The sequence below is a fragment of the Acinetobacter sp. Tol 5 genome, assembly GCF_019702905.1.
GTDB lineage: Bacteria > Pseudomonadota > Gammaproteobacteria > Pseudomonadales > Moraxellaceae > Acinetobacter > Acinetobacter bereziniae.
In genome coordinates this window covers 867,729-880,596 of sequence record NZ_AP024708.1, presented here as the reverse complement: position 1 = coordinate 880,596, position 12,868 = coordinate 867,729, and the positions used below count along the sequence as shown (strand labels likewise).

The window sequence follows — 12,868 nt, the reverse complement described above, 5'->3', positions numbered from 1 at the left end:
TTTAAACGGTATTAGCTGGTCCGCTGAAATACATGCTGACCTTGCAATACAGTGGTGATGACTTGAGTCGCTGCAATTTCTTCTACTGTTGACTCAAAAATATTGCGATCTAAAACAATAAAAGTTGCATCTTTACCCATTTCTAAGCTTCCAGTGCGATGGCGATGACCTATGGCAATTGCACCATTCAAAGTCATCATTTGTAGCGCCACCTCCAATGGCACACTTTCATCACCGTGTTGCAAAATGCCAGCTAAAGCTGGGAATAAATTAGGGGTTGGGGGTAAGAGCCAATCCGTTCCCACCGTCATGATTGCACCAGCTTCATACAAACTTCGAAAGTCGTAGGCTTTACCTAGCGCTTGCTGATATTCAGGGATATGCCAAATTGCTGGAGACATCTCAGCAATAATGCCGAGTTCTCCAAAACGGGGACGATCTTTTAAAGACACATAATGAGCATGTGCAATATCATGAAAATGTCCTGCCTTTCGCTCGATATGATTTGCATTTTCATAATTATTCAGCGCAATACGCACCGAGCCATACCCCGTACAATGTGCCTTAACAACCAAATCTGCCTTGGTCCATTCACGGATTTTTTCAGTAAGTTCATTTGAATCAAGAAGTAAGTTATAGGTTATTGGCTGATCTGTGACTGGGTCTAAAGGTACATGACTAAAAGTAGGCGCCATAGACGTACCATCCAGCATGACTTTAATACCGTTGACCATGACACGTTTTGAAGCATATTGTTCGCGCTGTGCAATGACCTGTTCATCTTCCTCACGATCACTTAAGGACACCACTTCCGCTCGCCAAGGCAGATGACAAAACAAATCCAGTGTAAGTTCCTGCGCTTCATCCAAAGTTTGCGCCGCAATCAAGAACGGACGTGTTGCTGAGGCTTCCTGCGCTGAAGTTATGCCATATTGGTTACAAATACTTGCCGCCATCTTAAGCGCTTGCTTATTCTGTTCTGCACTCTCGGTAGGCGCAGCCATATATAATTTAACCCAAGCCCCTTCACGTAAGATTCCTGTGGGTTCACCAGTTAAAGGATCTTTTTCGATTTTTGCTCGTATTGTGCTGGGTGTATCACGGGTAATGCCAGCAAGCTCTAAGGCGAGACTATTTGCCATAACGTTATGAAATGAGAAATCATGAATAACGATAGGCACATCAGGAATGACTTGATCTAGCCACTCACGTGTCAATATCTCTGCCGTAAAAATTAATGGGTTGTAAAGACCTGCAAAAATCCATGTCCTTTCTGAAGCATATTTTGCCCAGTATGCTTTGAGCTGTTGTGCCAGTTCATCTAATGTTTGGGGATCATTTAATTCGCAAGAATATTCCAAGCGACGCAATGCTGCTTTTAAAAGATGAGTATGCGCATCATGTATACCCGGCATAACCATTTTTCCTGCTAAATCATAGTGCTCTGCACCCTCAGCCAAAGCCAAGAGTTCATCTTGATCACCTATTGCTAAAATTTTACCCGCCTTGACCCACATGGCTTCCGCCCAAGGTTGTGATTCATTCACGGTATAAATTTTTGTATTGTAGTAAACAATATTACTCATTGTTTTATCCCTGCTTATGCTCAATGAATATTCAGCTCAAATTTCTGAAAAAGTCATAAATACATATTCATCAAAAAGCTTTTCCGTTTTTCACAGCTAATCTTTTATGTGAATTGCTTATTTTTTATACTCCACAGCAACCATATAAGTAATTCTTAAAAATTGATGTAGATGTTCTGAATTTTCAAAGTAACTCATCAATCATGTTTTACTGAGTCAAAATCTGTACTTAATCGGGTGTGAGATAAAATGCAAAAATTAACCGATAGATGCCTGTTTCTCTTCATCCATTTCAAAGTGGTATTGTTGACAATGATGCATTGAATAATTACTTAAACTATCGCGCCAAGCTGGCTGTCGTTTTATTCACCAATTACCCATCCAATTCCGACGATTGTTCAATTTCAATCTATTTTTAATTAGGGATTCATCTTAAAATTTCGCATCTCTTTTTGTTATATGTCTACAATGAAAGCCTTTTTATTATTCAGTGTCATTGTTCTCTTGGCTGGATGTGCACTGGGTACATCTCGTGAAATAAAAACGGCTGAAAAAATTCTCAACCAATTTCAATGTAACAATATAGAAACCGCTGAACTCAATCATAGTGCAATTAATCTTTATCACGAACATTCACTTGCTGTGAGTAAAGAAAAAGCCACAGAATACATTGAACGTTATAAGTCAGGAGAGGAATTATTTAAAATTCCTTTAGATGAAGTGGTTCAACAGCAATATGATATTTATAAGACTGCATGTGAATCACTTGGTGGTGTGCAAACGGAAAAGCACTAATTATTTGGCACAAACAAAAATAGGGAATAAGCAAAACGCTTATTCCCATGAAATCACGTCCAACAGATTGTATTTATTATTTTAGCTAAGTTGTCGATTAAAACTCAGCTTCTTGCATAAATCTCGTATCCACACTAAATAAATCTGGATGTTTGGGATTAATCTGCGCATAAAATGCCATAATTTCAGCCATATCCTGCTGATAGTCTCCTGTCGGATATACAATTTTACCAATACCCGTTTTTTTGTTTGCATAATCCATATATGCCAATGCAATTGGCACACCTGCATTCATCGCCACATGATAGAAGCCAGTTTTCCACTGTTCCTGTTTAGAACGTGTTCCCTCTGGCGTGACTAGCATCACCAATTTAGAATGGCTTTTAAATAAATCGCTCATCAACTGAACCATACTTGGACGAGCTTCACCATCTTTCTTAGGACGGCGATCAATACCAATTCCGCCCATTGCGCGGACAAAAGGTCCAAAAGGCAATTTCATATAGCTATCTTTGATGGTAATACGAACATGAACACCCAATGCTTTGAGTGCTAAACGTGCATAGAGTGCATCCCAATTGCTGGTATGTGGAGCAGCGATCATAACACATTGATCAATGTTTAAATCCCAATGGTTATCGATTTGCCACCCCATCCATCCCAAACTTCGCTCAGCTAATTTTTCGAACACCCTACGCCCCAACAGATAAAATTTGCGCAGGATTGTAACAATCATCATCCTAGATAAAAATGCAAATCGCCTATAAAACAAGCGATTAATATATAAATGTATAAAAATAATTAAAAGCTAAACTTGTTAGTAAATCATCCAAATTAAATCAATTTTGCAAAGAATTTGCATATATCAATTTTTAACTCAATTAAAATACTGAATCCAATGTAATTCACGACAATGATTATCAAAATGAATTTTTTGCGGATGAATATTTTTATTTGATTGGTGAATGACTTGATACTCGATCCAACTTTCCAAACATGCTTCCACTTCAAAAAGCTGACAGTCCTGTTCTATAGTGTGTTTTAGTTGAGTTCCATCAATAAAGGTATAGATTTTAGTGGTCTGAGTAAAAAGTTATATCATTCAAACGCGTTTGTTCAGACTGTTCAACCACATGTTGTATTTTGAGTTGCGTATTGCACGTTTCATGCTTGCTTTGTAGATCATAAATACAAGCAACATATTCAGCCAAATGAGTCATAACTTTAAATAACACCACCACAACAGAACCAACATAGTAGCTCAACTTGAGTAGGCAGACTACATTGCACTGCATTTCCTTACATAATTCACATTTCTTATCAGTGAGATAGCTTATATTCTTAGGATCTGTTGACATTTCAACCATGCCTTGCGTTATTGGTTCAAATGACATAAACAAAACATGATATAAAAACTTATCTATTTAGGTGATACGATGAAAAAAACACTCTTGGTTATTTCACTATTAGGGTTAACTTTAAGTGCTTGTTCTAAACCGACTCATCAAGCATCTGAAGATATTCAAACAACTGCACAAACTCAAGCTGCTGCATCTCATGAAGCAGCAACACCGACTATTGACTCTGAACACAATGCACAAAATAGTTTGGACTGGGCGGGCGAATATACTGGCTTACTACCATGTGCTGATTGCTCAGGAATTAAAACCAAACTGATTCTCAAATCAGATCATACTTACGAATTGATTGAAGAGTATGAAGGGGTTAAAGGTGAAGGCAAACCATTTAAAACTCAAGGCAGTTTTAGCTTTGATGAGTCAGGATCGATTATCGGTCTAGATAAAAATGCCGATGGACGTAAATACTTCGTGGGTGAAAATATACTGGAAGCACGTCGTTTTGATACAGGCGAAAAAATTGAAGGTCCAAATGCCGAGCTATATCAGTTAAGCAAAACAGCTGAATAACCAATCAATCGCTGAAGATGTATTATGTGACCACTGAATAAAAAAACCTGCTGAAGCAGGTTTTTTTATCTATGCAAGACAAGATCAGTGATTGCCTATAAAATAAATCCCAAACAATGTAAAGATTCCACCAGACACACCATCAATCCATTTTGCGGCACTTTGATAAGCTGCTTTAAAGCTTGGCAATGAAAAGACAAAAGCCACAAAGCTGAACCAAATTAAAGTCTCAATTGACACAATGACAAATAATAATGAATGTAATCCATCTAAATTTGGATTTGCCAAAAAGATAGAAAAAACACTACCAAAATAAATCACTGCTTTAGGATTAGATAAATTGGTTAAAAAACCTTTGAGAAAAAAGCGGAAGTTGCTTTGCGGCAGCTCAAAGTGATGTTGAGTTGTCACCACTTTTTTACTCAATGCAGATTTCAACATTTGATAGCCAAGCCAACACAAATAAATTCCACCCACCACCAAAATGACATGTCGAAGCCAAGCCATTTTTTCAAAAATAATATTCAACCCCATCAGTGCGAAGAATGCCCAGAACATTACGCCTGCAGTGATTCCAAGCACGACAAAGATAGATTGCTTTCTTGAACGACTTATTGCTGTTTGAGAAACGAGGAAAAAATCTGGACCTGGGGTGATGAGTGCACAAAAATGAATAAAGATTAAAGTGCTTAATGCAATCAACATTTGCTAAATTCCATTTAAAGATGGCTGTTTTATATTAGTGTGAAAATTCATGTTTTACCACACATGTATTTCAGCTTTTTATGCGAAGTATAATTGAAATTTTTTATATAATAGTGAAGTTGCAATCGGTCGAAACCCATTGCAACTTGATCGAGTTAGACCAGAATATCACGTTTACCGTTAGGTCCTTGTTCGCTGACAATCCCCTGCTCTTGCATTTGATCGACAATACGTGCAGCACGGTTATAACCCAAGCTAAACTTACGTTGTAACGATGATACTGATACCTTGCGGGTTTCCAATACAAAGGAAACACATTGGTCATACAGTGCATCACGGTTTGGATCACCATCCCCGTCCTCAAAACCACGTGAGGTCGGTTCCTCATCAAATGGGGTAAGAATTTCATCGATATAATTTGGCTCACCACGTTCACGCCACGCATCACAAATGCGGTTTACTTCATCATCGGAAATAAATGCACCATGCACACGTTCGGGATCAATTTTACCCGGCCCGAGGAAGAGCATGTCACCGTGACCGAGCAAATCTTCTGCACCACCACCATCAAGAATTGTGCGTGAATCAATTTTACTGTTTACGCGTAATGCTACACGGGTTGGAATGTTGGCTTTAATTAAGCCTGTAATTACGTCTACAGACGGACGTTGTGTCGCTAGCAGTAAATGAATACCAGCCGCACGTGACTTTTGCGCCAGACGTGTGATCATCTCTTCTGCCTTTTTGCCCACCTGCATGATCATGTCTGCAAATTCATCCGCCACAATCACAATAGATGGGAGAGGTTGCAAACGTGGTGCACGTTCCTGCGTAGCAGAATCACTGGCTTTCCACGTCGGGTCAATCAAGTCCTCACCATTGGCAATAGCTTCTTCAACTTTACGGTTATAGTCCGCCAGTTTACGAATCTTCAAGAATGACATCAGTTTATAACGACGTTCCATCTCATTTACACACCAGTTCAAAGCACTTACAGCATCTTTCATGTCAGTCACAACTGGCGTTAATAAATGAGGAATATCATTATAATTTGCCAATTCTAATTGCTTAGGGTCAATTAAAATCAAACGTAATTGGTCTGGCGTATATTTCAATAACATCGATAAAATCATCGAGTTAACTGCAACCGACTTACCCGAACCCGTTGTCCCTGCAACCAGCATATGGGGGGCTTTACCTAAATCAGTAATCACTGGATTACCTGAAATATCTTTACCCATTGCCATTGAAAGCAAACCGTTTGGATCTCTAAAAGCAGGAGTTTCAAGCAACTCAATCAAACGCACCATTTCACGGCTACTATTGGGCACTTCAATGCCGATATACGGTTTACCTGGAATAACTTCAACAACACGCACCGAAGCCATAGACATTGAACGTGCTAAATCTCGTGAAATATTGGTGACTTTGGAAGCTTTAACGCCTGGTGCAAGATCCAACTCAAAACGTGTTACTACAGGTCCAGGTTGTGCTTCAATGACTTTTGCTTTGACATTGAACTCTTGTAGTTTAATTTCTAGTAATTCAGATAAGCGTGAAAGTTGTTCAGCTGTAAAGTTAACCTTTTTATTTGGATCAACTTTATCCAGTAACTCAAAGCCTGGCAAAGTAGGTAAATCACGACGCTTTTGGGCAACCTGCATTGCTCGTGACATTGGTCGACCGAAAGCATCTGTCAGCGGTGCATCTAAGTCGAAGTCATCTTCAAGTTCTGCAAACTCAGTCTGCAATTCATCTTGAGGTTTACCCGCTGTTTCTTGCCACGCCTCCCTAAACGCATCTTTATCGGAAGAAATCAGAGATTTCTCTTCTTCGCTTACCAAAGTTGATGCTGCTAAATGAGTTTGAATATTGGCACGGGTAAACGGCGAAGATTGGGCATAACTACTGGTGGTTCTTGCCTCAGCCGTTGTTCTAGGCTCAATGGAAGACTGTTCTGAATGCGTTATATCATGTGCTTCAGCAAATGGATCATCAGCAAGTGAAGCAAGTTCATCCAGTTCATGGGCTAAACCTGATGTGGTCACAACAGTCGGTGCAGTCGTTCCAGCAACATTGGCAAAACTCGTGGTGGGCTGAATTGTATCTGTAGATTCAACTTGCGTATGTGCTGTATTGGCATTGAATGGTGTATGAATATCTGTTGCGGTTTGCCCATTCGGAACAACCGATAATAATTCATCAAAAACTTGATCATCATCCCAGTCAAGTGATGATTTTTGTTTTGTCTCCACATGGCTCACTGATGTATGTGCATGCGGTAAATGATCAGAATATTTATTTTCAGTTTGATCTTCTGAAGCTCTTAATAATGCATCTATATCACGATTGTGATCTTGATCTTGATTCAGTGCTTTCCATACTTCACCAGATGAAACCGTACGTTGACTGTCTTGTTCTAAACGATGCGCCTTTTCTAAAGTACGTTCCAAGGTTTCATCATCGATATCATCTCGATCAAAGTGAGTCTCTTGATGAGCTTTATGTTCTTGTTCAATCATGTCATCAAACAAACGCTCAGCCGTTTGATTATGTTTAGTATTTTTAACAATTAAATGTTCTTTAGGCTGTTGCTCTTGATCAGCTTCAGTAAATTCTGCCTGTGCTGTAATCGGCTCAGCTTTATGCGAATGCACTTTATTCTTTTGTGGTGAAGTTAAATCATAGGCTGACTCACTTTCAGGCACATTTTTATAAAATAAATCTTGTAAATATGCAGGTGTGGCTTTCAACATTGCCCATGTTTTATTCCATTGGATTCCAAAAGCCAAAGTAAATAACACAATGAGTAAAATCAGGATAAAAATTACAGCACCATAGATGGTCATCAGTTGAGATAGACTTTCACCTAATTCATAGCCAATAATCCCACCCGAGGCATTTGCCAATGTATCTGCAGGCACATTCCATAACAAATACAATAAACTCGATGTCGCCAGCAAAATGAAAAATTGAGCAGCATAACGAAATGGACGACTCACAAAGCTTCGTGGCCACCATACTTGTATGGCTTCAATAAACATAAATACAGGGATAAGTAGACTTGCCCAACCTAAGAAACCAAACAATAAATCAGCAATCCAAGCACCTGCAACACCACTGGCATTTGAAACCTGTTGTGTATCACTGGAAATATGCATCCAACCTGGATCAAATGGGGTATAAGTCACTGTTGCAAGGAACAGATAGATCCCAAATGAAATCAAGAATATTGTTGTTAAAAAGCGCTGTGCATAAACATTTGACACCGCAGTCATATACGATCCTGTAACCAATTATTCAAATTACTCTTTTCTGAAGCTTTTAAGCTTTTCTTGAGAGAAGAAATTTTTATATTATGCACCTGTTCTTAAAAAAAAGATGCACTATTATTTACTTGTGTTGTAAAGCATTGTTAGAAATTTAAAGTTTTATTTGCATGAAAATGCTCAACAAACTTATTTCGTCTTTCTATATAGCTCAATTCGATTTAGATGATCAATATTATCGACATTGAAGCCACACAACTTTGACCAAGTTTCACGTATAATTCGAGCAATTGCTATATTTTTTATAAAAAGGATGACTTATGAGCGCTCGTCACTCTCGGTTGATTATTCTCGGTTCTGGTCCTGCGGGTTATAGTGCTGCAGTATATGCAGCACGCGCCAACTTAAAGCCAACATTGATTGCCGGTATGCAGTTGGGTGGTCAATTAACCACGACGACTGATGTTGAAAACTGGCCGGGCGATGCTGAAGGTTTAACAGGTCCTGCATTGATGGAGCGTATGCAAGCGCATGCTGAACGTTTTGGTACTGAAATACTCTACGATCACATCAATGAAGTTGATTTGAAAGTGCGTCCATTCGTTCTCAAAGGCGACATGGATGAATACGCCTGTGATGCTTTAATTATTGCGACTGGTGCAACAGCACAATACTTAGGTTTAGAGTCAGAACAAGCCTATATGGGTCAAGGTGTCAGTGCATGTGCAACTTGTGATGGTTTCTTTTACAAAAACCAAAAAGTCATGGTTGTGGGTGGCGGTAATACTGCGGTCGAAGAAGCATTATATCTTTCCAACATCGCATCACATGTAACGCTTGTACACCGTCGTGACAAATTACGCTCAGAAAAAATTCTTCAAGATCATCTCAATGAGAAAGTTAAAGAAGGAAAAATTTCGATCATCTGGAACCATCAGGTTGAAGAAGTTCTCGGTGACAGCAACTCAGGCGTAACTTCTGTACGTCTTAAATCAACCCAAGATGACTCATCACAAGACGTTGATGTTTCAGGTCTGTTTGTTGCGATTGGTCATAAACCAAATACTGCGATGTTTGAAGGTCAACTTGAATTGCGTAATGGCTATATCCAAGTCCGCAGTGGTACAGCAGGTAATGCAACAGCAACATCTGTTGCAGGTGTATTTGCTGCAGGTGATGTGGCTGATGATGTGTATCGCCAAGCAATTACTTCGGCAGGTTCAGGCTGTATGGCTGCACTTGACGCAGACCGTTATTTAGATGGCTTAGAATAATTCCATTATTTTTGTAAAAATAAACCGCCTACATGGCGGTTTCTTTATTTTTGATTTATAAATAAACAAGATCAATGATTTTAAATAAATATCAATTATAGGAAAAAAGATGACAACAACGTGGACCGATGGCTACCAGACTGAAGTAAATTACACCTATGGCTACTACAAAGATCTTAGCCCCAATTATCAGAAATTTTGTTTACTACTCAATGGTGTAGATTGCCCACCTGCAAAAGATGATCATAAACATTGTGAACTCGGTTTTGGACAAGGGGTCAGTCTGAATATCCATGCCACTTCTAGTTTCGGCTTATTTTTTGGTACTGACTTCAACCCTGCACATGCAGCACATGCCAATGTTTTGGCTGAACAAACGCAAGTTCCGCACCATTTTTATGATGCCAGTTTTGAAGAATTACTGAATAAAGATCTACCGATGTTTGACTCCATCAGCCTGCATGGTATTTGGAGTTGGATCAGTCACGAAAACCAACATATTATTTTACAGTTCATCCGAAAATTTTTAAGTCCAAACGGGATTGTCTATATCAGTTATAATTGCTTAACGGGTTGGGCAGCCAATATGCCGATTCGAGAGCTATTTCATAGTCATTTTAAATTTAACAGCACCAGCACCAACCCACTGCAAAAAGTAAATGACTCACTTGAATTCAGTGAAGCCTTACTCACTCAAAACCCGTTATTTGCACAACGAAATCCAAATGCTCTCAATAAAGTTCAAGACCTCAAAAAACAAAATCCCAATTATTTGGTCCATGAATATCTCAATCAAGATTGGCAATGTTTTTCATTTCAACAAGTGGTACGAATCCTAGAAGAAATTAAACTGACCTATGCAGGTTCAACTGATTTAAATACCCATTTAGATAATATTAATTTTAGTGATCAACACCAGCAGTTTTTAAATACCATTGAGCATCCGATCTTTAAAGAACAATGTAGAGATTACTTTGCCAACACTCAATTTAGAAAAGATCTTTTTATTCGTGGCAAAAATACCCTCACCCCACTCGAAATTCAGCATCGTCTGAGAAATACTGCTTTTGTGCTATTGATTGCACCTGAAAAGCTACCTACCACTATTGCTGGCTACTTAGGTGAATTTGATTTGCTCCAAGAAGTTTACCAACCTTTAGGCGCACACTTTAAAAATTCTGACTATCAGCCACAAACCCTTGCTCAACTCGAACAAGTCATGCCTGATATTACCTATGCCAAACTGTTAAATGCGCTGGTGATCTTGTGTCACTTAGGTTTAGCTCAGCCATGTCAGCACCAATTATCTGACGAAACAACACAACAAGCACAAAAGTTAAATCACTACTTCCTCGAACAAGCCAGTTATCATACCAATTATCAGGTTTTAGCATGCCCACTAACGGGGATTGGTATCCCAAGTGATCAGTTTAATCAACTTTTCTATCGTGCCCATTTTGTTGATGGTTTAAATTCTGCATCAGAGTTTGCTCAATATGTTTGGGATGTCCTCACACAATTAAGATGGTTGGTCTTGGATAAACAAGGGCAGCCTGTTTCTGACACTGAAACCAGTCTGAAAATTATTGAAGAAAAAGCACAGTTCTTTTTAGACAGCGATAAACTCAAAATTGCTCAACAATTGAAACTTTTTGCATAGCTTCTATTTAGACATCCCTACTGAAGATCAGCTAAGATAAAGCTGATCTTTTTTTATTGATGATATTCCGTGAACTCATTAGCACCTTCACAATTTATTTTCCCAGATCCAATAGAAGCTGATCCAGACGAACAAGGTTTAATTTGTATTGGCGCAGATTTAGATCCATCAACACTCTACGAAGCCTATACGCATGGTTTGTTTCCGTGGTTTTCTGAAGGTGAGCCGATTTGCTGGTGGAGCCCTGAACCAAGATGTATTATTCGTCCTCAAGACTATAAGCCCAGCAAATCACTGCTGCGCAACATGAAAAAGTTTGATTATCAAATCACCATTAATCATGCTTTTGAACAGGTCATTCGTTCGTGTTCACTGCCCCGTCAATATGCCGATGAAACCTGGATTTCTGAAGAAATTATTCAAGGTTACTGTCAGCTTTTTCAGGCGGGTTATGCCTATAGTGTTGAAGTTTGGGACCAAGATAAAATTGTTGGTGGGCTTTATGGGGTCAGTATTGGGCACGGTTGTTTTGGTGAGTCCATGTTCAGCACACAAACGGATGTCTCCAAAATGGCGTTTTATACACTGATGCTCTTAGGTCGCGAAAATGATTTGCCATGGATTGACTGTCAGCTAGTCAATGATCACTTAATCAGCTTAGGTGCTTGCACACTTTCTCGCCATGAATATCTTAAATCGTTACAAGATGTAATAAAACAGCCCCCTATAGATTGGAAAAGTTATCAAGAGCGTGTATTTTCAAGTAAAACAATAGCGAATTTTTCGCGCTTAATGGAATGACAATAAAAGGAGGGGCTGATTTATGAATTCTTATCATCCTAAGTCCCTATTGAACGACTTACAGTACTATATTACTCCACCACATGATTGCAGCTATTTAGAAAATAAATCTGCACGTATGGTTTTTCTCGATCCGGTACATCGCATTGATGTGGTCACGCTTTCTGAATTATCACGCGTGGGTTTTAGACGCAGTGGTGACTTTGTTTATCGCCCTGAATGCCATCTGTGTCGTCAATGTTTATCTTGCCGCGTCCCCGTTGCTGAATTTCAAATGAACAGTGCGCAAAAAAAAGCATGGAAACGCAATCAAGATCTCACAGTAAAAATTATTTCCACCCAAGAGGCGAGCCAAATACATTATCAGCTTTATGAACGTTATATTATTGAACGGCATGCTGATGGTGATATGTTCCCTCCGAGCTATGATCAATTTGAAAAATTCTTGATCCACAGCTGTACCAATAGTTTCTTTCTTGAACTGTGGAAAGATGATCGTTTAATCAGTGTGTCTACCTGTGATCAATTGGATGATGGTGTCTCTGCGGTCTATACCTTCTTTGATCCAAGTGAAAGCAAACGCTCACTTGGCGTTTTTGCGATACTAAAGCAAATCGAATATGTTAAATCGTTGAGCTTGGATTATGTCTATTTAGGCTATTGGGTTCCACATGCCAACAAAATGAATTACAAATCCCAATATGCCCCATTTGAATTGTTACTAGACGGACAATGGCGTCGTATCAATCGACATTTGGACGCCAAAGAAATTCAAGAGTTAGGCGATATGTTAATGACCACACTCCCTTCTGAGTGGAACGAGCCAATTATTAAATAATCGGCTTGAGCT

11 protein-coding genes are annotated in these 12,868 nt (G+C 39.1%); 6 read left to right on the top strand and 5 right to left on the bottom strand.

The window, feature by feature from the left end; genetic code table 11:
- Window positions 1–11: 11 nt before the first annotated feature.
- Window positions 12–1,586: an amidohydrolase gene (locus TOL5_RS04190; RefSeq protein ID WP_121775642.1), complete on the bottom strand. Its 1,575-nt coding sequence runs from the start codon at window positions 1,584–1,586 to the stop codon at window positions 12–14.
- Between the two features lie 468 nt (window positions 1,587–2,054).
- Between TOL5_RS04190 and TOL5_RS04185 the strand changes: the two genes are divergently transcribed.
- Window positions 2,055–2,381: a hypothetical protein gene (locus TOL5_RS04185; protein WP_121775646.1), complete on the top strand. Its 327-nt coding sequence runs from the start codon at window positions 2,055–2,057 to the stop codon at window positions 2,379–2,381.
- 97 nt (window positions 2,382–2,478) lie between these two features.
- Here the strand turns inward: TOL5_RS04185 and TOL5_RS04180 are convergent, their stop codons facing one another.
- A complete protein-coding gene (locus tag TOL5_RS04180) occupies window positions 2,479–3,117 on the bottom strand; it encodes a 1-acyl-sn-glycerol-3-phosphate acyltransferase (protein ID WP_121775645.1) in 639 nt (212 codons plus the stop codon).
- A 337-nt stretch (window positions 3,118–3,454) separates the two neighbouring features.
- The gene (locus TOL5_RS22365) at window positions 3,455–3,775 is read right to left on the bottom strand and encodes a hypothetical protein (RefSeq protein WP_227544163.1); all 321 of its coding nucleotides are present in this window, start codon (window positions 3,773–3,775) and stop codon (window positions 3,455–3,457) included.
- A gap of 42 nt (window positions 3,776–3,817) precedes the next feature.
- Here TOL5_RS22365 and TOL5_RS04170 point away from each other — a divergent pair, with 42 nt between their 5' ends.
- A complete protein-coding gene (locus tag TOL5_RS04170) occupies window positions 3,818–4,309 on the top strand; it encodes a copper resistance protein NlpE (RefSeq protein ID WP_005033576.1) in 492 nt (163 codons plus the stop codon).
- Window positions 4,310–4,393: 84 nt separating this feature from the next.
- Here TOL5_RS04170 and rhtC read toward each other — a convergent pair whose 3' ends face one another.
- Together rhtC and TOL5_RS04160 are read right to left on the bottom strand one after the other, a co-directional pair.
- Window positions 4,394–5,014, bottom strand: coding sequence for a threonine export protein RhtC (rhtC, locus tag TOL5_RS04165; protein ID WP_121775641.1), 621 nt, complete (start codon window positions 5,012–5,014; stop codon window positions 4,394–4,396).
- A 155-nt stretch (window positions 5,015–5,169) separates the two neighbouring features.
- Window positions 5,170–8,292 carry a DNA translocase FtsK gene (locus TOL5_RS04160; protein WP_121775640.1) on the bottom strand — a complete coding sequence of 1,041 codons (3,123 nt, stop codon included), beginning with the start codon at window positions 8,290–8,292 and terminating at the stop codon, window positions 5,170–5,172.
- A gap of 311 nt (window positions 8,293–8,603) precedes the next feature.
- Between TOL5_RS04160 and trxB the strand changes: the two genes are divergently transcribed.
- From trxB to TOL5_RS04140, 4 genes are all read left to right on the top strand, one after another.
- Window positions 8,604–9,557: a thioredoxin-disulfide reductase gene (gene trxB / locus TOL5_RS04155; RefSeq protein WP_121775639.1), complete on the top strand. Its 954-nt coding sequence runs from the start codon at window positions 8,604–8,606 to the stop codon at window positions 9,555–9,557.
- 109 nt (window positions 9,558–9,666) lie between these two features.
- A complete protein-coding gene (locus TOL5_RS04150) occupies window positions 9,667–11,217 on the top strand; it encodes a class I SAM-dependent methyltransferase (RefSeq protein ID WP_121775638.1) in 1,551 nt (516 codons plus the stop codon).
- Between the two features lie 69 nt (window positions 11,218–11,286).
- A complete protein-coding gene (gene aat, locus TOL5_RS04145) occupies window positions 11,287–12,018 on the top strand; it encodes a leucyl/phenylalanyl-tRNA--protein transferase (protein ID WP_005033587.1) in 732 nt (243 codons plus the stop codon).
- Between the two features lie 22 nt (window positions 12,019–12,040).
- On the top strand, window positions 12,041–12,856 hold the full coding sequence (locus TOL5_RS04140; protein ID WP_004829984.1) for an arginyltransferase: 816 nt from the start codon (window positions 12,041–12,043) through the stop codon (window positions 12,854–12,856).
- The last annotated feature ends 12 nt before the right edge of the window (window positions 12,857–12,868 follow it).